Source organism: Streptomyces sp. NPDC002513, assembly GCF_053595355.1.
Genome location: NZ_JBSFXK010000024.1, coordinates 1 through 22,999 on the forward strand (window position 1 = coordinate 1; position 22,999 = coordinate 22,999).

Genomic DNA, 22,999 nt, shown 5'->3' on the forward strand with positions numbered 1-22,999 from the left:
CCAGCCGCGTCACACACGACATCCACATCCACCGCCTCGACCCCGAGGAGAAGATCAACGCCGAGCTGCAAAAGGCCGCTTAGGAAGCGACGTTGCGGAGTGCGGGTTCGCGTCTCATCCACCCCATGTGTGCCTCCCCGAACCGTAGTGATCAAGTAACAGGGACTTCAGGACAGGCCAACGGGGAGCGACTTCCGGCTCCCGACGAAGGCAGCCCGGTCAGGGCACCCCTTCAGATCCGGCCACAGTGGTGGCTAAACACTTTCTTGGTGGCGCTGAAAAATGCCACACCGGCAAGGCCGACCCGACGCTGTCCGTCGAGACCAATGACGCCGACCAGCGCGACGAGAACACCGAGACGACCGTACCGCGCCATCGGCTCTGACCCACGGCGACGTTGCCACAGCCATGGTGCCCCGACGGGCGCAGGTGCGGGAATCAGAGCGTCCAGGCGGACGACCCAGTGGGTGGGGGCGGTGTCGGCTGCCACATCGACCGGTCGGCCTCAGGATCCCAGTACGGCACCCCGTCTCCGTAGTAGAGGAGATCCGCCCAGAATTCGGGCATCTCATGGAAGATCAGGTCGTCCTCGGAGTCGAAGGTCTTCCCGTCCCAGTGCTGGTTGACACGGGCGACTGCCTCGGTCAGCGGGATGCCGAACCTGTTCACCATGTCGTCGGCGATCTCGTCGAGGTACTCCTCGGCCTCTGGCACCGCCCGCATGAGATATCTGGACGCCGTCATGTCAGAGGACCCCCTGTAGTCCGCGGTTGAAGATGGCTGCCGCCTCCGGAGTGTAGATGGCGATCTGGTGACCGGTGAGCCTGGCCGGCTTGCCTTGCTGAAGGAAGCCCTTGAGATTCCGCAGCATCGGGCCCTCCACGCTGTCGTAATTGTGCATCGGGCCGCCCGTGCGGCTGTTGCGGAGGAAGTCGTCGAGTTCCTTGCTCGGCCCGTCGAACTTCTTGTTGTTCAACTTGTCCAGGTCGTCCTGCGAGACACGGAAGTGCAGGACCGCCGGCTCGCCGCCGGGCGTGCGTCCGGCGATGTTGTGGGCCCATTCCTCCGCTTGGGTTCGGTTCTCCGTCGTGTAGAAGCCGCCCTTGCCAAAGTCCATGTTCCGTTTGCTGAAGTTCGGGTCGACGCCGTTCTTCATGATCGCTTCCGCGCCGGCCTTGGTGGTCCCGTGGTACAGGTCGCGGTAGGGGGACAGACCGAGCGGGTCGGTCAGGGAGGAGGGGTTGTCCACGTATGCGACCGGGTTGGGCGCAGGACTCAGGCCCAGCGGGTCCGGGCTCAGGTATCGGCCGGTCCCGGGGTCGTAATAGCGGTGGAAGTTGTAGTGAAGCCCTGTTTCCGAGTCGAAGTACTGGCCGGGGAACCGCAGTGGTGTGTAGGCGGTGGAGTCGCGAGGCCAGGCCGTGGCGCCCCAGAGCGCCGTGCGGGCCCGCCAGGCGATCTCACCGGATTCGTCGATGAGTTCTGTAGGGGTACCGACGAGATCGGTGACAATGGCGAAGAAGCGCCGGTCGATTTCTTCTTGCGGAGTGTCGGCGAGGGAGGCGGCGCGATTCGACGCTGGATTCGCTTTGTATTCTGTCTGGGCAATGGGCGTCAGGCCGTCATAGTCCCAGGCGATCGAGACAGCCGGCGTGTCGGGACGGGTGGCCGTCTGCTCGGCGAGAGTGGCGCCGTCCCAGGTGAAGGAGATCTCCTCCGTCACCTGCCCGTTGGCGGCGAGTCGGCGTTTGGCGATGCGGCGGCCGAGTGGGTCATAGGCGTAGCGCCAGGTTCCTCCATCTGGTGTGGTCGCCTCGATGAGACGGTCCTCGGCGTCCCAGGAGAATCGCCACGTTTCCGGGCCTCGGGAGAGCCGCTTGCGCTGCCGGAGAGTCATCCGGCCGAGCCCGTCGTGTTCGTACCGGAGGTTGCCCGCGGCGGTGATCCGGGTGCCGGTGTACTGACGTTCCCCCCCGGCTGTCGGACACGGGTAGAGGGTCGGGCCACTGGCCCTCCGACTGGTTTCCTGCGGCGTCGTAGGCGTATCGCTCGCTCCAGTCGCGACCGGTCACGGCTGTGACGCGCCCTATCGCGTCGAGCGAGTGGTGGCGGCGCCCCTGCACCGGGTCGTCGATCCCGATGAGGTGGCCGTCGGGGCGGTAGGAGAATTGGCGGTGCTGCAGCACTCGGGCGCCCGGCCCGGTCAGTCGCTGGGTGGCGAGTCGACCCGTGCCATCCCAGGTCTGCGTGATCTCGCAGTCGTCGCCGAAGGAGCGCGTGATCTCATGGCCGGCCGCGTCATGGGTGAAGCGGAAGACACGGCCGGCGGTGGTCATGCGCGCGGTGTGTCCGGCCGCGTCGTACTCCCAGTTGGTCGTCGCGCCCGACGGGGTTGTGCGGCCTGTCCTGCGGCCCAGGATGTCGTGGGTGAAGCGCAGGGTGCGGCCGTTGTGGCTCTCCGAGACCAGCCGTCCCGTTTCGTCGCGGGTGTACTCCAGAACCGCTTCGGCATTCGCGGCGCGGGCCAGCCTGCATACCGGGTCGTAGGCGTAGGTGGTGATCTGGCCGTCTGCGTTCTTCTCGACGATGTTGCCGAGTACGTCGTAGGCGAGGCGGACAACCTGTCCCAGCGCGTTCGTACGGGTGACGAGCTGCCCGGCGGCGTCGTGAGTGTAGGCGATGGTGCGGCCGTCGAAGTCGCTTTCGCGGGTGAGGCGGCCGAGTGGGTCGTACTCGTAGTCCCAGGTGAGCCCTGTCGGGTCGGTCACGCGGGTGAGGCGGAGTGCCGCGTCGTGGGTGAACTCATGGCGGACGCCGTCGGGCGCGGTGCGGGCGCGCAGCACGTCGAAGTGGCCGTACTCGAATGTGGTGACGCCGCCCACGGCGTCCGTGTAGGTGACGCAGTTGCCCTCGCCGTCGTAAGCCCAGGACTCCTGTGCGCCGTCGGGGCCGATGCGGGTGGTCGTCCTGCCCTCGGCGTCCCGGACGAATCGCGTGGTGTTGCCGAGCGGGTCGATGACACCGGTGATACGGCCGAAGGCGTCGCGTTCGTAGCGGGTGACGTTGCCCAGGGCATCGGTCAGGGAGAGCGGAAGCCCCGCCTCGTCACAGCGGATCCGGGAGGTCTGGCCGAGGGCGTTGGTCACGGATACGGGACGACCCCGGTCGTCGTGGGCGTACCTTTGACCTGGGGTCTTTTATATTCGTTGACCTTGGAGTCCTGGCCAATCAGGCGCTCGTGGTCTGCGCATCGTAATGCGTAGGTCAGAGGTTTGGTTTCTGTGACGAGGTCGACGATCAAACGCTCTGACCTGGTGCTCTTCAGGTTCGGTGCTCTCGACGCACTGGATCCAAGACGCGCGGCCCACATCGTGCCGGGCGACGAACGGCAGACGGGCATCAGCGCGGCGTCCTCCGGATGTCGAGGGCGAGGCGTGGGGTGACAGGCAGCGGAGTGTCCGTCACCTGGGCGCTCAGGGTCTTCAGGAGCAGGTTCACGTGCGCGTACCCTCAGCGGATCCGGACGGCTTCGCGCCGCCCGTCGTCCGAGTCGTTGCCATGGACGGGGCAGGCCGGTGGTTTATGGCTTCTGCCCGGTCGGCCGGTCGGCGTAGTCCTCGACCGGGTCGGCGATCAGCGAGAGCAGGGCGTCGACGCGGTGCCGGTCCTCGCGCCGGTCGCACAGGGCCTGGTCCATCGCCCGGGGCCGTACAGGGCGGCCAGTCCGGCACCGCACCGTCGTCCCGCACCGTCGTCTCCGGGGGCACGGCAGAGCTCCTCGGTCACCTCCGGGCGGAAGTCCCGGGCTTCGTCCGCGCGAAGGCCGCCCGGGGTGGTGTGGCAGGCAGGCGGGAGGTGTCAAGAGGCCCTCTTCTGCAGCCAGTTGGTCGATCGGGCTCTTGACCCCGCACACACTATGAAGTCGGCGGGTGTTGCAGGAGGGGAGGTGCAGGGCCGCCGACCCGTCGTCGGGTTCGGTGAGGTCTTCGAAGAGGCTTCACCTCGACTGTGATGTTGGTCTCACTGTCGCGGAGAGTGCGCAAGGGTGTGACTCGGTAAGAGGCCGACAAGGCATCTCTCACAGGCTGCACACAGGTTCCACTCGATTCCCTCGAAGATGGGATGGCTACCGGACGTAACTACCCTGGGCATGAAGCCTTGTCGTGGGAATCGCCGGCATGCCTATGGTGGCGTCCGCTCCTGGAGGGACCTGACCAGTCCGCTTGCCCGGGAGTGTCCGGCGTGTCCACGGGGGGAGCGCCCAACACTACGTGAGGCCTCATGCGCGGGTCTGACGTGTCCCTCCCGGGAGTGCGCCTGCAGCAGCCACCCCCTAAAGAGAGGGATACGCGTGTTGCGTAGACCTGTACGGAAGCAGGGCAGACGCCCGAGATGGCTGGCCAGTTCGGCGACTCCGGTCGTCCCGCTCGCCTCCCTGGCTCTTCTCGCCACCGTAGCGGTGCAGCCGGCTTTGGCCATCGGCCAGGATCCGCGTACCAGCCCGGCCGTCGACTCCTACGACGGGTTCGATGCCAAGGCCGCCGAGCAACTGCGCTTCGACCAATGCCTGATGGCCGACGGCCTGCGCAGGGGTGGGCCGAATCAGCACGGCCTGGCCAGCACCTCTCTGTCGCTGCCGGCGGACCAGCTGCACCAGAAGGCTGACCGCACCTACGGCACCGGCGCGTTCGCCCAGGTATGGCAGAAGGACAACGACGACTCCGACGCCTGGGTGAAGAAGACGGAGGACACCCGTCAGTCGTGGAGCAACGCCGTCAGCGGCCTGGATAACTACCCCGGCGCCACCGAGAAGGAGAACTTCTTCGACAAGACGGGGCTGCTTCCCTGGCTCTACCAGTCGTACTTCAAATCGGTCGACCTGCTGTCGCCGTTCTACGACCCGTCACCGCAGGCGGACGAGAAGGCGAAGAAGGCGGCTCTCGCGATCGGTGATCCGCTGTACGCCAGCGGCGGGACGAGCCAGGAGCAGGAGGCCTGGAAGCTCTGGAAGAAGAACTCCGGGGACATCGTTCCGAACGAGATATTCGTTCCGCGGGTGTTCGCCGACGACGCCCGTATCTTCCTCGCTTCCGGGGGCTTTCCCAGGACCGCGCCGGTGCCCGACACCCCGGAGTTCCGCATCGCGGTGGAGGACCTGAAGACCCGGTTCGCCTCGTGTGCGTGGCACGATCCGATCGACCCGGACCGGGTGCTCGGCAAGGAGGTGGCGCAGGCGTCCGCCGAGTGGCAGCAGGAGATCACCTCGCAGGCCACGCAGCGCAACCAGATCCTTGCTGCCGGCAGCAGTGCCAACAAGGCGCTGCAGGGCGGTGCGTTCGCCTTGGGCAAGCTGCTGGGGCAGTCGTGGATCGCGGACTACTCCACCCGCTGGCTGGACTACTACGCCGAGGGCGGCTTCAACTGGATCGGCGACGGCCAGTTGGAGATCCAGGTGCCGGGCGCTGCCGGCAAGTGCCTCGATGTTGAGGGCGGCGGCAAGACCAACGGCACCCCGGTGCAGGTCTACACCTGTAACGGCGGGGCCGCCCAGAAGTGGCAGCGGTGGGCCTCCTACGACGGCGGCTACACCCTGCAAAACCCGAACTCGGGCAAGTGCCTGGAGGTGCTGAGCGGCAGCAACGCCGACGGCGCGAAGATCCAGATCCGCGACTGTGGCAGCGCCAAGGCCCAGCAGTGGAAGTTCGACGTGCGCAGCGCCAGTCCGCTGGTGAACGCGGCGTCCGGCAAGTGTCTGCACCTCCCGACGTTCGACAACAGCAGGGACGCGGTGCTGTCGACGTGCAACGGCTCCGCCGCGCAGAAGTTCCGGATCGTCGCCAAGACGCACACCGGCAGTGCACCGGCGCAGGCCGATGTGGACAGGGCCAAGGCGGCCATCACCGCTGCGCAGTCGGAGGCGAAGAAGCAGCTCGCTGTGCTCAAGACGCAGTTGGACACGGCGCAGAAGGCCGTGACCGCGTCGGACACCGCCCTCCAGACCGCCTACGGCATCGCCGACACCAATGGTGCTCCGCGGGGTCGTGGTCTGCTGGTGGGTCTACAGAAGGACCAGGTGACCAAGGGTGCGGCTGCCGCGCTGCAGGCGCTGGAGAAGGCCGGTGAGACGGCGGAGGCCGCGACGCGTGCGTCGGCCGGGGACAGCGCGACCATCGCGCAGCGCGCGCTGGCGCAGGCGGCGCAGTCTCAGGCGGAGTTCCGCAAGAAAGCCGCCGAGGCGGCGGAATCGCAGGCCAAAGCCGCGGCGGACGCGGCCAAGTTGCACCGGGACAACGCCAAGAAGGACAAGGAGACCGCGGAGGCCAAGCTCGCGGTAGCGGTGAAGGCCGAGGGCGACGCGAAGGCGGCCGCCGCTGACGCGCACGCCAAGCGGCTCGCGGCGGAGGCCGAGGAGAAGACGGCCAAGGCGGAGAAGGAGACCGCCGCCGCCAAGCAGGCCGAGGCGGCACAGCACAAGCAGAACGCTCAGGCCGAGGCGGCGAAGGCGAAGGACGCCAAGGACAAGGCCGAGGCCGCCGAGAAGACCGCCGAGAGCAAGCGCGACGACGCCGTTGCGGCCAAGGACCACGCCAAGGAGATGCGCGACGACGCGTGGGACGCCGAACAGAAGGCGGACGCGGCCCGCGCCAAGGCCGACGCCAAGCAGGCCTACGCCGACTCCCTCGACTCCGGTGGTGCGGCCGACGCAGCCCGCGCCGCGGCCAACGACGCGGACAAGGCGGCCGACAATGCCGAGGCCGCGGCGGGCAGGGCCCGCTCTGAGGCGGACGCCGCCACGCAGGCCGCGGCCGAGGCGGACGCCGCGGCGACGCGTGCCGAGGCGGCCGCGAAGCGCGCCCGTTCCGACGCGGATGCCGCGCAGGCGGCCAAGCTGAGGGCGGATGCGGCCGTCAAGACGGCCACCAGCGCTGCCGCGGAGGCCATCACGGCCTCTCAGCATGCCGCGTCCGAGGCGAAGACGGCCGTGCAGCTGGCCGACGAGGCCGAGCAGCATGCCAAGGACGCCAGGTCCCAGGCCGACGGCGCCGGCGAGGAGGCCGGCAAGGCGGTGGCCGCCGCGGCGAAGGCCGCCGGGTTCGCGCACGTCACCGCGCAGGCCGCCGTGGACGCCGGCAAGGCGGCCCAGCAGGTCGCCGTTCCCGCCAACGACGCCGTGGAGCTCGGCTCGCCGTATGTGGACAAGGACTCGGCCGCCGGTCTGGTGGTGCTGACGGGGCAGTCGTCGAAGACGATCGCGGAGCAGCAGCAGGCCGTCGCCGAGGCGCACGCCGAGAACGCGGCCGCCGAGGCCGATGCGGCGAAGAACCTCGCCGACCAGGCCAAGGGTGATGCGAAGGAGGCGTACACCCACGCGGCGAACGCCGCCAAGTACGCGGCCGACGCCCGTACGTACTCGAAGGAGGCCCTGGGCTACGCGGCCGACGCCGCGAGGGCCGCTGCGGCGGCGCAGGCGTCGCTGGCCCGCACCATCGAATATGACCGGCGGGCCGCCGACGACGCGGCGGCCGCCGACAAGGCGGCCGGCAACGCCGAGGGCTACGCCAAGGACGCCCGCGACTCCGCCGACGCAGCCGCACTCGACGCCGAAGCCGCCCGCTCCGCGGCCGCCCAGGCCGAACAGGACGCCAAGGACGCCCGCGCCGCCGCCGACCGCGCCGACGCCGCTGCGACCGAAGCCGAACAAGCCGCCAAGGACGCCGACAAGTACGCCAAGGAGGCCCAGGACGCCGCCGACAGGGCGGAAAAGGCGGAGGCCGACAAGGGACGCTCCGAGGGGTCCGGTACGGGCATTCCCGGTGTGTTCGCCGTTCCGGACGAGTCCACCGTCGAGATCGTCAGCTCCAAGCAGATCGGCACCTGCCCGGGGATGCCGGAGGCGGCCTTCCAGGGCTGCAACGCGATGTACGACCTGGTCGTCACCTACGAGGCCGACTTCTACCTGTGCAGCGACGACCAGGCCCAGGCCACGGCCGGCGGGTGCCCGAAGCAGGCGTGGGAGTTCCTCGAGCGGGCGACGCTGAAGAACATCAAGATCGACGGCTGGACGCACAAGTTCTCCGGCAAGGACATCGTTCGCGCCGGATGGCAGAACCTGTTCGGCGATGTGGCCGGATCGCTGCTGTTCTCCTTCTTCGCCGAAGACCTGATGGACTGCTGGCACGGCAGCAAGACGGCCTGCGCATGGAGCCTCGCCACGTATGTCCCGGTCGAAGGCCTGCTCGACCCGATCGCGCGTGCCGTCAAGTCCCTCGACGCAGCTGCCAAGACCGGCATCGGCTTCACCGACGCGTGGAAAGCCCTTCGCGCGCTCCCTCTGTCCGACGAAGCCATCGCCGGGATCGGTGCCAAGGCGCTCGAGGCTCTCGGCAAGGCGCGGAAGTGGTGCACTGCCAACAGCTTCCCCGGCACCACGCGCGTGCTGATGACCGACGGCACGACCAAGAAGATCAAGGACGTCAGGATCGGCGATGCGGTTCTCGCCACTGATCCTGAAAGCGGTCGCACCGAAACCCACACCGTCTCCCGCACCATCTACACAGCGGACGACACCGACTTCGCCGACATCACGATCGACGTCGGGCATGCGCGGATCACCGCCACGCAGCACCACCCCTTCTGGTCACCCAGCGCCCAACGCTGGATGGACGGAGGCGACCTCCGGCCCGGGCAAACGCTGCGTGCCAGCAGTGGTGCGACCGTCACCGTGCTCCGCGTCCACCGCTTCCACCTGCTTCACTCCGCCTACAACCTCACTGTCGACAGCCTCCACACCTACTATGTGTTGGCCGGAACGACACCGGTTCTGGTGCACAACACAAATGGGTGCCCGACCGGGACCATGGTGCTCGGAATCGGCGAGCACTCGGAAGCACTGGCCAAGGAAATCCAGGGGGGCTACACCTTCAACGGCGACGCCTTCAGGGAAGTGGTCGGCAGGTCCAACGGGAAGCCGATCGCCCTGTGGATGACCGAGGTGTCCAATGTCCTGCGCAACAACGGCAAGGTCGCAGTCAGCCTGAAGGGTTTCGACGGAGATTCACCGGCTGAGCAATATGCGCTCGCCTATAAGGCCTGGCGCTCGGGCGACTGGGCGGCCACTCAGTGGGAAATGGGTCAGATCGGTCTCCAGATACAGCTGGGGAACTTCGAATGGCGTAATATCACGTTCTACGGCAAAGAGGGCAAAGTAGTGGAAATTCCCGAACCGAACTGGGACGCGCTGAATGGGTGAGGTGACACCGGAGTTCACTGGTTCCGAGATGTTCCGATCGGACAGGTACTTCAAGGTCTGGCAGTACGCCGTCGGTCATCGCCGGCTACTCCTCCGCAGTAGCCGGGACAGGCCGCCGGACACCCGGATCGACATCCACTTCGGCAATGTCGATCTCATGCTTCTCCGTCCCGGCTACGACGGCTTGGTCATCCGCCGGGCCGACGACGAGGAATGCGGGAAGGTCAGCCTCGACTACGGGGTGGAAGTCAAGCCCGGGCGTCTGTTCGTGCTGGGTGGTGGACTGAGGAGCTTCGTCGTTTCGGCGCCTCCGCAGTGGCATGAGGACGAGGGTGCGATGGACGATCCATCGTGGTTCGGCCCCATGAGAGGAACGCGCTGAGAACTGGTCGGGAGGCCCCTTCGCGAAGGGGCCTCCCGATGCTGTCTGGCCGCTCCCGGTATCCGACGGACCCCCCGGTCATCAGTGACCGAGGCGCAGCACGGACCGTCGCGGCCCGCACCGGTGGACAGGACGTCACCCCGCTTGCCGCGGCTCGCATACTGACGCGCGCCAGAGAGCCGGCGGGCGGGGCGAGTGCGATACGGGCGAGTCCCGCCGACCGGGTCGGCCGGCACCGTCGTGCAGGCCCCTGTCCGGCCGCGCCACCAAGTGAGCGGCTCGGGCGATCCGTCGGCAGTCGGCCCCTTGGGCCGGTCTTCAGCTCTCAGCGGGCGGCTGCGGATGGCCGATGCCCGCGAGCTGGTGGACGTGCTGGGTACGGGCGACAAGGCGAAGAGATCTCGTTGCGGGTTCACGACTACGAGGTGTGCGCGAGTACCGCGAGCACGGACCTGACGCCCTACGACTCCCAGTACGAGGGCTACATAGGCAACTACGGCAACACGCTGAACCGGTGGTACCGGCGGCCGCGGTTGTCGTGTGGCCGCGCGAGCGGGCCTTCGCGGCACTGCGCGGACCGGCTCCGCGCGGTGTGCGAGCGGCCGCCGCGCGCTGCTGACGACTGGTCAGTGGCCTGGGCCGGGTGCGGCTGTGAGCGGTGCAGCGTCCTGGGTGCGTTCCTCGGCGCCCGGTCGCGGCGGGTCCTCGAATGGCCGCTGGCGAAGGAGGGGCGGCGGCATGTGCACACCAGGATCGACTCGGCTGAGCTGCCAGTGCGCCACCAGTCCAGGCGGCAGGGGCGCCCGTACACGCTGGTGCTGACGAAGACCCAGGAGCTGTTCACCCGTGAGCAGACGGTCCGCCGCCAGGCCGCGGCGGACCTGGCATGGCTGATGTCGCTGCGGAACGGATGACTGCGGCCTCCGGCCCGGTGGCCTCGTCGCGCAGGTATGCCCCGGCCGGAACCGGTTCATCGGAGAGGTGGCCCGCCAGGGCGTCGCCACAGGCGCAGACAGTCGTCACCGGCGAGGCCGTCGTCGGGAGCCTGACCCGTCCGGGCACCGCGCTGCCGCAATGGATGTACCCGCCCCGCGAGAGCGGCTGGGAGGCTCGACCTGATCAACGGTCGGCGCTGCTGGGCGGGACGACCCATTCGGTGGGTTGGCCGGTGAGGGAGGCGATCATGTCGAAGTCGCCGTCGTAGTGGAGGACCGTCCGCTGGTGCAGTTCTGCGGTGGCGGCGATCAGCAGGTCGGGAAGGGACAGGGCACGGTGGAAGCCTGCGTGGAGAGCGTGGCGCTGGACTTCCAGGGCGCGGGCGAAGGTGCGGTCGTCGGCGTCGACGTAGTCGAAGGCGTGGAGCCAGGTGCTGATCCGGGTGGCCTCCGAGCTGTCCCGTGCGGAATGGATCATCTCGTACTCGGTGGGTTGGCACACGGCGAGGAGGTAGCGCTCGTGCAGGGGCTTGAGTACCTCCTTGACGTTCGGTTTCGCCCAGCGTGCCAGGGCGGACTTGTCGATCAGGTAGCGGTCCTGCATCAGGCAGCCCGGCCTCCGCCACAGTCGCCGGTGTGCTTGAGGGAGCCGTCGGCGTTACGGGGGCCGGTGTTCTCCACGATCTCGCTGAAGTCGAGCTCGCCGGCCTCGATGGCGTCGAAGCCCTCTTGTCGAAGGTGCCTCTTGACGGCATCCTCCATGGCAAGGCGGACAGCTTTGGCCTTGGTCTTGGTGCCGAAGATGCGCATGGCCTCGGTGACCATGTCTTCGTCGAGGTCGATGACGGTTCTGGCCATACGGATGGTCCCTTCGCGAGTGCTCATGCCATGAAAACGATAACATTGGTCGATGGCAATAGATATCGTTTTTGGTTGGGGCTGTCGTTGTGGAAGGAGACTTCGGCACCCGGTTGCGAAGTGTCGTGCCGTTGCCCCTTGTGGGAGGCGGACAGTGGTCCAAGGTCAACCGGAACAAGGTGGCCGCCCTGATCGAGCAGGGCCGGATGCATCCCCCGGGGCAGGCCGAGGTCGACCGCGCCAAGGCAGACGGCCGCTGGGAGGCGGCCTACGACGGCGCGAAGACCGCCACGGTGCCGGACGACCTCACGGCGGCCCTGACCGCCGACCCGGCCGCGGCGGAGTTCTTCGAGACACTGGACCGGCAGAACCGCTACGCGATCCTGTACAGGGTCCAAGACGCCAAGAAGCCCGAGGCCCGGGCGCGCCGGATGGAGAAGTACGTAGCGATGCCGGCGAAGGGCGAGAAGCTGTACCCGTAGTCACGGAGAGGGACCGCAGCCGTGTAGTGCTCCAGGGTCCCGGCGCGCCCGCGGCCCCGGCAGCAGCCACCAAGTGCCCTCACTGAGGGTAACGAAACGTCAGAGACCCTGAGCAGGCGCACCGCTCAAGATCGAAGACCCTGAAAAGCTCCCCGCGTCCGCAAAGCCCTGCTCGCCCAGGGCTACCCATTGGCCTGACCCCTCGGACGGATCGGCTCCGCTCCGGCTCACGGCAAGGGGAGCGCCCGAATCTGATCGAGGCGCGGCGGACGCCACGGCCAGACCCGGTGCGGCGACAACTATGGAACCCCACAGACCGTGCACGGGTTGTGGAGCCGCGCGCGGGTGCCGCTGGGGTCAGGTGCCGGGTGCCTCGAACGTCTCGATCGTGCAGCGCGCTGCCCCGCTGCGCTCGATCCTGGCGTCGCTGGTGATCAGCGGAACGCCGAGGCTCTCGGCGAGGGCCACGTAATGCGCGTCGTGGGCGGGGAGGTTGTTCGACAGCTCGCGCACGCGCTGCCACAGGACCAGCGTGGGGTGCAGGTCGAGAGCGAGGGCCTGGTAGTCGGGCCGCCTGCGGCGCCACCGTACCTCCCGCGGATGCGGCAGTGTCTTCGGCGGCGCCACCGCGAGGCGGTGGCAGCCGGTCGCGGAAGGAGCGCGCTTTCCCGGAACGGGGCGGCCGCCATGGAGGGCGCAGCGGGCCGGGCTGTCCAAGCGTTCAGGATCTCTCTACGGTGGGTGTCCGACTGCCTTGAGGGGCTGAACAGGGCGAAAGGGACTGCGTGGAAGCTGAGTTGGGGGCACTTGCCGCATCGGGGGCAACGGCGTTGGTCGGGCTGATGGTTTCCGAGGCGTTCGAGCGGGCGAAGAGCGGACTGGCCCGGTTCTTCGGGCGACGCGCTTCGGACGAGGCGGCCGAGGGGGAACTGCAAGCGACGCGCGAGGAGTTGAACAGAGCATGGGCGGCGGGTGACGTCGGGGCCCGGGCGGCTGTCCAAGCCCGCCTGCGGCAGCGACTGGCAGGCATGTTCCAGGAGGATCCGGGCGCAGCCGAGGAACTGGCGCGGCTGTTGTCCGAGCTGGCGCCGGACGCGTCAGGCACGTTCGTCAACCTGGTCAGCGGCGGGGTGAACCACGGACCGGTCTTCCAGGGCTCGCCCATCCACGGTGACATCCATTTCCACGTTCCGTCGGCACCCAAGCCCGCGGCGGGCCGTCCCGTCAGGCCCGATCAAGTGCCCGCTGTGACCGTGCCGTTCAGTAACAGGACGGCCGAACTCGCGGACCTGGACGCGAGGCTCGGCATGCGAGCGGGCGGCTTCGGATCTGTGTGTGTCGATGTGCTGGTCGGACTTCCCGGAGTCGGCAAGACGACCATGGCCTGGCGGTGCGCCGAAAGGGTCAAGGAGCGATTCCCGGACGGGCAGCTCTACGTGGATTTCGCGGCCCTGCGTGACGAGGTCACCCCGCTGACCGGCCCCGGCGGGGACGTCTCCGAGGCCCTGGCCATGTGCCTGAGGGCCCTGCCCGGGGGCGACCTCGGCATTCCGGACTCGCTCCTCGACCGGACCAATCTGTTCCGCTCGCGCACGGCCGACCTGCGCATCCTCCTCGTCCTCGACGACGTCAACCAGGCCGCACAGGTGCGGGCGCTGATTCCCAAGGGGCCGGGCAGCGCCGTACTGGCCACGAGTCAGGGCAGGATCGGAGAACTGGCTGTCCAGGGCGGTGCCCGGTTGGTCTCCGTCAAGCCACTGGACGCGCACGGCGGGCTGGAACTGCTGACGGACCGGTGCGGTGCGGAGGCGGTCGAGGCCGAACGGGAGGCCGCGGAACGCCTGGTGGAGCTGTGCGGCGGTCTGCCGGTGGCCCTGCAGGTCGTGGCGGCGCGGCTGGTCACCGGCGACAGCCTGAGCATGGCGGAGCTGGCCGCCGAACTCGATGACGAGGCCGGCCGGCTGGCCGGAATGGCACTGGACGGGGAGGAGTCCTCGGTGTCCGCTGTTCTGGGTCCGTCCTACCGGCTGCTGCCGCCCGACGCCGCTCGGCTCTATCGGCTGCTCGGATGGCTGCCGTTCGGCGTCTTCGACGCCGGTGTGGCCGCGGTCGCCGCCGGCACCGACACGGGGAGCGTGAAGCGCCTGCTGCGCGTCCTGGCGAAGGCCAGCCTGGTGGAGACCATGGGGGACGGCCGGTACCGCATGCACGATCTGGTCCGTCTGCATGCCCGGGAGCGCGCCGCCGAGGAGGAGCCGGAGGCCGAGCAGGCGGCACTGACGGAGCGGGTGGGTACGCACTACCTCGTGCTGACCGCGTTCGCCGACCGGGCGCTCAGGAAGGAGCGGCTGCGGGTCGCCGACCTGTCGGGCCTGCTGCGGGATGCCGGGGACCCCTTTGCCGCGGTCGACGGGCCGCCGCCGCTGGAGTGGCTGGACACCGAGCGCTCCGCCGTTCTCGCGGTACTGCGTACGGCCGTCCGGCACGAGCTGTACACCCTGGCCTGGCGACTGGCCGAGGCGTTCTCGGTGCTGTTCCTGTACCACCGCTATCTCAGGGCGTGGACGGAAGCACTGGAACTGGGCATCGAGGCGGCTGAGGCAGCGGCGGCCATGGCGGAACCAGCAGGAGAGATCGAGGAGGCCACGGCGGGCGGGGCCCGGCTGCGCAGCCTGCTGTCGCGCCCGTTGCTGGACCTCGGTGAGAACGACCGTGCGGGAGAGCAACTGGAGCGGGCCGTCGCCCTGGCCGAAGCGACCGACCGCCTCGCCCTGCGGGCCTCCGTTCAGGAATTCCTCGGTCGGTACCTGGACGTCGTCGACCCGTCCGAAGCGGCCGGGGCGTATCGGCGCTCCCTCGAACTCAACGAGCGGGCCGGGGAGACCCGCGGGGCGGCCCTTGCCACCTTCTTCCTCGGCTGCGCGCTGGACGCCCGGGGCGATCACACGGAGGCCATGGTGCTGCTGCGCCGGGCGCGGCAGGACCTTCAGAGCCGTGTGGAGCCCGACCGGCGGATGGCGGCCCGGGTGAAGGCCGCCCTCGGCGTCGTACACGGTCATCTCGGCGATACCGGGCAGGCGATCCGCGACCTGCGGGAGGCGGTCCGGGAGCTGGCCGAGGTGGCCGACGGGACGCAGTACGAGGCGCAGGCCCTGGTGCAGCTCGCTGACGTCGCGGAGCCGGCGGGCGGCCATGAGGAACTCGTGCGCGAGTGTCTGAGCCGGGCCGCCGGCATCTACGAGGCGCTCGGCAACCACCGCCTCACGCAGGAAGTGCGGCGGCGGTTGAACGATCTCGACGGCTGAGCCCGGCTTCCGGCGAGGGCGGGTGACGGCTATCCGGTCGGCAGAGCGGGACGAAGGCGCAGGACGACGTCCTCGTCCCGCCGGTCACCGATGCGCAGCGTCACGTGGGCGGCGTCCAGCGGAAGTCCCGCGCGCAGGCAGGCGTAGACGACCGCGGCCGGCAGGCCCGGATCCGGTGCCGGGCCGGTGACCGCCGCCTCCACGACCCGGCCGTCCCTGAGCCCGACCAGACAGCCGCCCCCGCGCACCGCCGACGCCGCGAGCAGGCTTCCGGGCAACTGGGCGAGGGTGCCCTCGATCCAGCGCAGCGCTTCGACAGAGGTGGCCGCGGGGTGCCGCCGGACCAGTACCGAGGCGCTCTCGGTCAGCCGACGGTCGCGCTCGTCGTCCGCGCAGGCCAGATGCCTGAAGCAGGTGGCGGACTCCGGACGGTTCCTGCCGGACGCGGCGACGGCCGCCGGAATGCGGTGCACGGTGACGGTCGGCGCGGCGCTGCCCCCGGTGACGCCGGTGGTCACCTGCCACGAGGTGACCGGCGCGGCGGGCGGATCCGGGACGGGCAGTACCAGGGGAGCGGGCGGTGGAGAGGACGGCTCCGGGAGTTTCAGCAGGCGGTAGAGGGCGGTGCGGAGCCGGGCCAGGGCGTGCCCCGGTTCGGCGAAGGCCTGCGCGGCGATCGCCGCGTACCGCTCGGGCGTGTGCTCGCGTACGGCATCCTCCACCTGCCGGAGCAGGTTCCCGCGTGGATCGAGCCGGGGAGCAACGGCCGCCAGTTCGTGGGCGGCCGTCCCGGGCACCGCGTCATCGCCGAACGCGGCCAGCAGCAGCGGTATGCCCGCCGACGCTCCGTACAGCGTCACCGAGCCGTGATCGCCCACCAGGACGTCCGCGGCGACGAGGGCGGGCCGCCAGGCGTGGACAGCCGGTATCAGCAGCAGACCCGCGTCCAGGGCGGCGGCCTGCAAGGTGCGGATCTGCCACGCCCCGTGGGCCGACCACACATTGGGATGGATGATCGCGCCGACCCGGTGATCGTCGCAGAAGAGCTGTGCGAGGAGGCGTGGGAGAAGGTCCGGGTGCCTCCCCAGCAGCGAGGTGGGCCCCCAGGTCGAACTGACCACGATCAGACGCTGATGTTCCGCGACGCCCAGCGCCTCTCGGTACGCCTTCCTGTGCGACCGGCTGCCGACCAACTCGTCCAGGCACGGATCGCCGACCAGCAGGGTGCGCCCGGCCGCCTTCGGGTGGGTGGCGAGCAACTGCTCCTCCTGCGCCGGATGCGAGATCGCCAGCCAGGCGCGTCCCGACTCCAGCAGGGAGTCCGGTACGACCCCGGAGAGCCTGTCGTGCGGACTCCGCGAATCCGGCACGAGCTTCTGGAAGCCGACCCCGTGCGGCAGCACCAGCACCGGGCAGTCGCCCTCCGGCACGTCGATGTTCTCGCTGGCGGAGAGGATGAGGTCGGGTGCGATGCGCCCCAGCTGTTCCCAGGGGGCGACCCGGCATCCGGCGGCGTGGAGAAGGTCGAGGACGCCGTCGTTGAACGCCGATGTGGGGTCGTAGGCGAAGACGACGGTCACGCGAGTGTCATCGCGCAGGAGCGCCGGCAGGGTCTCGAGGACCCGCACGGTCGAGGTCACCGTGCGAGCGGCGACGACAAGGGTGCGCTCCCCGTGGAAGGTGCTCCAACGGTGGGCGTCGTGGCCTACGGGTACACGAAGCGGCTGGCTACCGAACAAGCCGACCGCCCCACGCTCCCAGTCGGCTCGCGGCTCGCGGCTCGCGGCTCGCGGCTCGCGGCTCGCGGCTCGCGGCTCGCGGCTCGCGGCTCGCGGCTCGCGGCTCGCGGCTCGCGGCGATGGTGCGGCTATCCCATTTCAAGCCGGTTGGCAATCTCTCGGGCGGTTTCGTGGCGGGTGGACGGACGCGCAACTCGTACACGGTAACGAATCACGCCGACCGCGACGTAAGTACCGGTCACGGCAGCACCGCACGCGCACTCGCACGAACAGCGAGGCGAGGCACCGATGGTGAGGTGGGCCGGGCCGCACACCGCTCGAGCGCCGAACAGTGGCGGGCGCGGGCCGCGCGATTGCCGCGTTGGCGGGCTTCCCGGTCACGGTCGATGCCGCCGCCCGCCGCCCGACGTCTCGTCGCCGAGCCGGGGCGGCGGTCCTCAGCGCCGTCCCGCTGCCATGCGCTGCCGCACGGCCTCATAGGTGAAGAGCGCGGCCGACACCGCGACATTGAGGGAGTCGACCTGGCCGAACATGGGGATCTTCGCCTTGGTATGGCTGCCCGCGAGCCACTGGTCCGACAGTCCGTACTTCTCACTGCCGACCAGGATCGCCGTGGGGCCGGACATGTCGACGTCCGCCATCAGGACATCCGTGTCGGGGGTCGCGGCGACGGCCTTCACCGAGTGCTCGGCCAGCCAGCGCATGACCTCCTCGGAGTCGGCCGAGGCGATCGGGACGGCGAACACGGTGCCCTTGCTGGCCCGGATCACGTTGGGGTTCCCCCAGTCGGTCACCGGGTTGGCCGAGATGACGGCGGTCACTCCGGCCGCGTCCGCGGTGCGCAGCATCGAGCCCAGGTTGCCGGGCTTCTCGACGCTTTCGCACACGAGGAAGAGCGAGGTGTCGTCGACCTTGATCCGGGAAAGGTCGGTCTCGATGTCCGGTACGACGGCGAGCCAGCCGTCCGGGCCCTCGCGGTAGGCGGCCTTGTCGAAGGCCTGCCGGCTCAGGCTGAACAGGGCGGCTCCGCGTTCGGCGGCGCGCGCCAGGACGTTCCTCGGGTCCGAACCGCCGGTCAGCGCGGGGCAGAAATACAGCTCGCGGGGACGAACCCCGGCCCGCAGGGCGAGATCCAGCTCCTCATAACCCTCGACGAGGGTCACTCCGGAATTCTGCCTGTTCCGCCGGCGGCGGAGGGCGGCGAGTTCCTTCACGTGAGGATTGCTGGGGCTGGAAATTTCCTTGGGTGAACCAGCCTGCGGGATGGACGGCATCGGCGGTGGGAATCACGGTGCCTTTCGGGCTCCGATCCTCCGTCCCCTTTCTCTTGCTGTTTCTCTCGTGCGCTGCGCGCGGTTGTGGCCAGGGTACCCGACCCGTTGGGCCACCGCTTCGCGGCCGCCAAGCGCTCTACGGGCGCCGCCGGTTGGCCGGGGGTGGGGGTGGGAGGACGGCGATGGCGGGCGGTCGGCAAGGCGGGGGATAGCGGTGGGACGGGGGTGGAGATGGGGACGGGTATGAGGAAAGGGGGCCGAGTGGGGATGGGCGGGCGAGTGGGAATTCAATGGCTTTCGAGCCGGATTAGTGCAATCAGAAATCAGTAATTAGCAATCGGTGGGAATTCTCGCTCGGTGTGGTCGGTGATGTGGTCGGTGATGTGGTCGGCCGCGTGGTGGGTGCGGGCGGTTCGGTCGGCGTGTTTGTGTGCTCCCTGCGCGGGGGCCCGTGCCGGAGTCGTGGTGGCGGAGTGGCGTCGCGACGGCGGTCGCGTTCCGTGGCGGTACATCGGCGGGTGGGCGGTGAGGCCGGCCCTGCTCATGCGGTGGGAAATCCGGCCGGGCTGTCGGAAAATCATCCGATGCGAGGAGAACCGGAGGACACCGAGCGTCCTCTTGGTTAACAGTTAGCATCGCGTGGACAGTTGTAGGCCGGGATGGGGTGGGTGTCGTGTCGCAGCAGGAGCCGGGGCCCCGTATCGCCGTAGCAGTCGTCACGATGGGCAACCGTCCCGCCGAGGTGGACGCCCTCCTCACCTCCGTCGCCAAGCAGAACCTCGCCCCGTCCCGCATCGTCGTCGTCGGCAACGGCTGTCCTCTGCCCGAGTTCGCCGAGCGCCTCGGTCTTCCCGGTGAGGTCACCTGTGTCGAGGCCGACGAGAACCTCGGCTGCCCCGGTGGGCGAAACGTTGCCCTTGCCCGGCTGCGGGAGTTCGGGGACGTCGACGTCGTGGTCGAACTGGACGACGACGGGCTGCTCGTGGAAGCCGACGTACTCCGACGCGTCCGGGATCTCTACGCGGCCGACCCCGGTCTCGGCATCGTCGGGTTCCGTATCGCCGACGAGTACGGCGAGACCCAGCGGCGGCACGTGCCGCGGGTCGGGGCGGCCGATCCGATGCGCGGCGGACCGGTGACCGGTTTCCTCGGCGGCGGGCACGCGCTGTCCATGGCGATGCTCGCCGACACCGGCGACTGGCCTGCCGAGTTCTTCTTCGCGCACGAGGAGACGGACCTCGCCTGGCGGGCCGCCGACGCCGGCTGGACCATCCTCTACGTGCCCGAACTGCTCCTTCAGCACCCGAAGACCTCGCCCGCCCGGCACGCCATCTACTACCGGGTCACCGCGCGGAACCGCGTGTGGCTCGTACGACGGCGGCTGCCCCTGCCGCTGATCCCCGTGCATCTGGGGGTCTGGATCGCCGTCACCCTCCTGCGGACACGATCGGCCGACGGGCTGAGGGCCTGGTTCGGCGGGTTCGTGGAGGGCCTGCGGACCTCGGGCGGCGAGCGGCGGCCCATGCGCTGGCGCACGGTGTGGCGATTGACGAGGCTCGGCCGACCGCCTGTTCTCTAGTGCCGCGGCAGGCAACGTTTGCCCGTTAAGGAGCGGCGTCCGGTGCGTGCTCTGGGGGTCCCCCCGGCCGAAGGCTGGGGGAGTGCCGGCCGGAAGTCCTCGTACTGGATGTACTTGGGCTTTCGGGCGGTGCGGCGAGTGGGGGTACCCCCTGCTCGAAGAGCTTGGGGGGAGCGTGCCGGGCGTCGCGACGGGGCGAACGTTGCCTGTCGGGGCACTGGCAACGCCCGTTCTCTGGGTGTATTGCCCTGAGAGGTCAGGAACGCGGCTGGCGGGTGGTTGGCCTTCCAGCGCGGTGTGTCCACGGCGGTGACCGAAGGAGTGCGGAACCGGTGCGGCCTCACTCAGGTGTCGCCCGCTGACGGAGGCTCGGCGAAGGCGCCGACGGTTGCGGCGAGAGCGGCGGTTCTGGCCGCATGGCCGGGCAGTTGCGGGTCGGGCGGCGTGCGGAGGAGCACCAGCTCGTGGTATCCGGATACAAAGCGCCTACCTGCACACCCCCGTTCTCGACGCGTTCGACGCCATCCTCCACACGCCTGCCTCCACCGTGGCCGACGGCCTCCACGGCACGTGAGACAGGGCGATGGCCAGGGCGGGTGGTGAGGCCGAGGAAACCCGGCCTCCGGCGCGCTCACTTGGCCTCGGCATAACACTCCACGACCGCCGCGGTGAACGGAATGCGCACCGGTGTCTCGCCGAACGTCAGCCGCATCGCCAGGTCCGAGGCCTCCCGGATCGCGGCGACCACCGTGTCCGCCTCCTCGGCCGGGCAGTGCACGATCACCTCGTCGTGCTGGAAGAACACCAGCTCGGCGGCGAGGTCCGCGCAGGAGCGGCGCAGGGCGGCGAGCAGCACCAGGGCCCAGTCGGCGGCGCTGCCCTGGACCACGAAGTTGCGCGCGAAGCGGCCGCGGGCGCGGGAGTTCGTCGAGGCGTACCCCGGTATCCACTGCTGGGGCTCGCCGGCCGCGTCCTCCGGGCTGTCCTCCTGCGGGATGCCCGCCTCCTCCGTGGCGTCCCGCGAGGTGCCGGCCGCGGGCGGGGACGTCCGCCCGAGCCAGGTCCGTACGAGCCGGCCCTCCTCGCCCGCGCGTGCCGCGTCGTCGACATACGCGACGGCTCGGGGGAAGCGCCGGCGCAGGGAGGCGAGGTTCTTCAGCCCGTCGCCCGACGTCTGGCCGTAGATCGCGCCGAGCACGGCGAGCTTGGCCTGGGCGCGGTCGCCGGAGAACGCGCGGTCCGACACCGACTGGTACAGGTCGGCCTCGCGGCCCGCCACCTCCATGAACGCCGGGTCGCGCGAGATCGCGGCCAGGACCCGCGGCTCCATCTGGGCGGCGTCGGCCACGACCAGCCGCCAGCCCGGGTCGGCGACCACGGCACGCCGGATGACCTTGGGGATCTGCAGGGCCCCGCCGCCGTTGGTGACCCAGCGGCCGGTGACCGTGCCGCCCGGCAGGTACTCCGGCCGGAAGCGGCCGTCGCGCACCCAGTCCTGGAGCCAGGACCAGCCGTGGGCGACCCAGATGCGGTACAACCGCTTGTACTCCAGGAGGGGCTTCACGGCAGGGTGGTCGACGGACTCGATCTCCCAGCGGCGGGTGGACCGCACCCGGATCCCGGCCTGTGCGAACGCCTTGACGACATCGGCGGGCAGATCGGGTCGGACACGGCGGCCGAAGGCGGCCGACACCTCGTCGGCCAGCTCGGCCAGCCGCCGGGGTTCGCCGCCGCCCGCGTACCGCTCGCCGAGCAGTTCGTGGAGCACGTCGCGGTGGACGTGGGCGCTCCAGGGCAGCCCGGACCGGTTCATCTCGCCGGCCACGAGCATCCCGGCCGACTCGACCGCGGTGAGCAGCCGCATGCGGTCCGGGTGCGCGGCGGCGTCGTGCCGGCGCTGCTGGTCCGCGTACACCTCGAGGAGGTCCTTCAGGGGGACGTGGACGGGGCGCGGCTCGAACAGGGAGGACTGCGAGCCGGGCTCGGCGGAGCGCGGCGGCGGATCCGGTGGTACGGGACCGCCGCGCAGCCGGGCCAGCGCGGCGGCGGCCGACCGGGGTTCTCCCAGGCGCCCCTCGTGGCCGAGGAGGAGGGTCTCGGCGGCCTCGACGTCGTAGCACCTGTCGACTCGCACCCCCGTGGCGAGCAGACGGGGCTGGACGTCGGCGGTGGACCGCCACACCCACCGGGTGACCTCGGGCCGTGCCCGCACGGCCGCGGCGAGATCCCCCTCCCTGACCACGGGCCCGGCGGGCAGGCCGTCCGGGCCGAGGGCGGCGAGCTCCACGCCGCCGTCCTCGGCCGGAGCGAGAGCCCAGCGCCCGGTCATGTCTGCGAGTCTGACAGGGGGGTCTGACAACGGGCCGGGACGTGCGGTCCCGGCCCGGGCTCAGCCCTCCTGTCCGGGGGCCGTCTGTCCGAGGGTCCTGCCGATCTCGGCCAGTTTCTCCGTGAGGTGTTCCTCGGTCGTCGCCTTGTCGAGTCCGAGGCCGGACAGCGGGCCCTCGCCGTTCTCCAGTTCGAGGAGTGCGAGGAGGATGTGCTCGGTGCCGATGTAGTTGTGGCCCAGACGAAGGGCTTCGCGGAAGGTGAGTTCGAGGGCCTTCTTGGCGGCGGGGGCGTACGGCACGAGTTCCGGGACCTCCTCGGCGCGGGGCGGCAGTGCCGAGGCCGCCGCCTCGCGCACCGTGTCCAGGGAGATGCCGCGCGCGAGGATCGCCTGGGCGGCGAGCCCGTCCGGTTCGGCGAGCAGACCGAGGACGAGGTGCGCGGGCACGGTCTCGGTGTTGCCCGTCTCCTTCGCCGCGTTGTGCGCGGCCATGACCACGTTCCGCGCGCGTGGCGTGTAGCGGCTGAACCCCTGGCTGGGGTCGAGGTCGGCCGACTCCTTGGGGACGAAGCGCTTCTGGGCCGCCTGCCGGGTCACGCCCATGCTCTTGCCGATGTCGGTCCAGGACGCGCCCGAACGCCGGGCCTGGTCCACGAAGTGGCCGATCAGATGGTCGGCCACGTCGCCGAGGTATTCCCCGGCGAGTACCGCGTCCTGGAGCTGGTCCAGGGCGTCGGTGTGCACCTTCTTGATGGCCTCGATGAGGTCGTCGAGACGCAGGTTCGCTGTGATCTGAGGCTTGGCCGTCATGTGTCAACCTTAGGTTGACACTCATTTCCTGTCAACCCGAGGTTGACGCAAGGGTT

The 22,999-nt window shown here is 69.8% G+C and carries 14 protein-coding genes and 2 pseudogenes; 7 read left to right on the forward strand and 9 right to left on the reverse strand.

Annotated features, from left to right (window positions below):
- Nucleotides 1-250 precede the first annotated feature (250 nt).
- Nucleotides 251-385, forward strand: a complete 135-nt coding sequence (locus ACWD5Q_RS17730; protein WP_451427929.1) for a hypothetical protein — start codon at nt 251-253, stop codon at nt 383-385.
- 53 nt (nt 386-438) lie between these two features.
- Here ACWD5Q_RS17730 and ACWD5Q_RS17735 read toward each other — a convergent pair whose 3' ends face one another.
- Nucleotides 439-744 carry a hypothetical protein gene (locus ACWD5Q_RS17735; RefSeq protein ID WP_451427930.1) on the reverse strand — a complete coding sequence of 102 codons (306 nt, stop codon included), beginning with the start codon at nt 742-744 and terminating at the stop codon, nt 439-441.
- 1 nt (nt 745) lies between these two features.
- A pseudogene (locus ACWD5Q_RS17740) lies at nt 746-3,179 on the reverse strand (RHS repeat-associated core domain-containing protein); the annotation flags it as partial.
- A gap of 1,172 nt (nt 3,180-4,351) precedes the next feature.
- Here ACWD5Q_RS17740 and ACWD5Q_RS17745 point away from each other — a divergent pair.
- From ACWD5Q_RS17745 to ACWD5Q_RS17755, 3 genes are all read left to right on the forward strand, one after another.
- Nucleotides 4,352-9,250: an RICIN domain-containing protein gene (locus ACWD5Q_RS17745; RefSeq protein WP_451427931.1), complete on the forward strand. Its 4,899-nt coding sequence runs from the start codon at nt 4,352-4,354 to the stop codon at nt 9,248-9,250.
- Nucleotides 9,243-9,632 (forward strand): hypothetical protein, encoded by a 390-nt coding sequence (locus ACWD5Q_RS17750; RefSeq protein WP_451427932.1) that lies wholly within the window; start codon nt 9,243-9,245, stop codon nt 9,630-9,632. Before ACWD5Q_RS17745 ends, ACWD5Q_RS17750 begins: the two co-directional genes overlap by 8 nt.
- A gap of 404 nt (nt 9,633-10,036) precedes the next feature.
- Complete coding sequence (locus tag ACWD5Q_RS17755; protein WP_451427933.1) at nt 10,037-10,546, forward strand: hypothetical protein; 510 nt, start codon at nt 10,037-10,039, stop codon at nt 10,544-10,546.
- 205 nt (nt 10,547-10,751) lie between these two features.
- Here ACWD5Q_RS17755 and ACWD5Q_RS17760 read toward each other — a convergent pair whose 3' ends face one another.
- Nucleotides 10,752-11,171, reverse strand: a complete 420-nt coding sequence (locus ACWD5Q_RS17760) for a PIN domain-containing protein (RefSeq protein ID WP_451427934.1) — start codon at nt 11,169-11,171, stop codon at nt 10,752-10,754.
- On the reverse strand, nt 11,171-11,425 hold the full coding sequence (locus ACWD5Q_RS17765) for a type II toxin-antitoxin system VapB family antitoxin (RefSeq protein WP_451428008.1): 255 nt from the start codon (nt 11,423-11,425) through the stop codon (nt 11,171-11,173). Before ACWD5Q_RS17765 ends, ACWD5Q_RS17760 begins: the two co-directional genes overlap by 1 nt.
- A 152-nt stretch (nt 11,426-11,577) precedes the next feature.
- Here ACWD5Q_RS17765 and ACWD5Q_RS17770 point away from each other — a divergent pair.
- Nucleotides 11,578-11,907, forward strand: a pseudogene (locus ACWD5Q_RS17770) (YdeI/OmpD-associated family protein); the annotation flags it as partial.
- A gap of 357 nt (nt 11,908-12,264) precedes the next feature.
- On the opposite strand, the gene ACWD5Q_RS17775 reads toward ACWD5Q_RS17770, so the two are convergent.
- Complete coding sequence (locus ACWD5Q_RS17775) at nt 12,265-12,624, reverse strand: type II toxin-antitoxin system VapC family toxin (RefSeq protein ID WP_451427935.1); 360 nt, start codon at nt 12,622-12,624, stop codon at nt 12,265-12,267.
- A 125-nt stretch (nt 12,625-12,749) separates the two neighbouring features.
- Here ACWD5Q_RS17775 and ACWD5Q_RS17780 point away from each other — a divergent pair, with 125 nt between their 5' ends.
- Nucleotides 12,750-15,212, forward strand: coding sequence for an NB-ARC domain-containing protein (locus tag ACWD5Q_RS17780; RefSeq protein WP_451427936.1), 2,463 nt, complete (start codon nt 12,750-12,752; stop codon nt 15,210-15,212).
- A gap of 29 nt (nt 15,213-15,241) precedes the next feature.
- On the opposite strand, the gene ACWD5Q_RS17785 is transcribed toward ACWD5Q_RS17780, so the two are convergent.
- Together ACWD5Q_RS17785 and ACWD5Q_RS17790 are read right to left on the reverse strand one after the other, a co-directional pair.
- On the reverse strand, nt 15,242-16,852 hold the full coding sequence (locus ACWD5Q_RS17785; RefSeq protein WP_451427937.1) for a hypothetical protein: 1,611 nt from the start codon (nt 16,850-16,852) through the stop codon (nt 15,242-15,244).
- 536 nt (nt 16,853-17,388) lie between these two features.
- On the reverse strand, nt 17,389-18,225 hold the full coding sequence (locus ACWD5Q_RS17790) for a TrmH family RNA methyltransferase (protein WP_451427938.1): 837 nt from the start codon (nt 18,223-18,225) through the stop codon (nt 17,389-17,391).
- A 664-nt stretch (nt 18,226-18,889) separates the two neighbouring features.
- On the opposite strand from ACWD5Q_RS17790, the gene ACWD5Q_RS17795 reads away from it, so the two are divergent.
- Entirely contained in the window at nt 18,890-19,804 is a 915-nt protein-coding gene (locus tag ACWD5Q_RS17795; protein ID WP_451427939.1) for a glycosyltransferase family 2 protein, read from the forward strand.
- A gap of 631 nt (nt 19,805-20,435) precedes the next feature.
- On the opposite strand, the gene ACWD5Q_RS17800 is transcribed toward ACWD5Q_RS17795, so the two are convergent.
- Nucleotides 20,436-22,133, reverse strand: a complete 1,698-nt coding sequence (locus ACWD5Q_RS17800; RefSeq protein WP_451427940.1) for a bifunctional 3'-5' exonuclease/DNA polymerase — start codon at nt 22,131-22,133, stop codon at nt 20,436-20,438.
- 60 nt (nt 22,134-22,193) lie between these two features.
- Nucleotides 22,194-22,943 carry a Clp protease N-terminal domain-containing protein gene (locus tag ACWD5Q_RS17805; RefSeq protein ID WP_451427941.1) on the reverse strand — a complete coding sequence of 250 codons (750 nt, stop codon included), beginning with the start codon at nt 22,941-22,943 and terminating at the stop codon, nt 22,194-22,196.
- Nucleotides 22,944-22,999 lie beyond the last annotated feature (56 nt).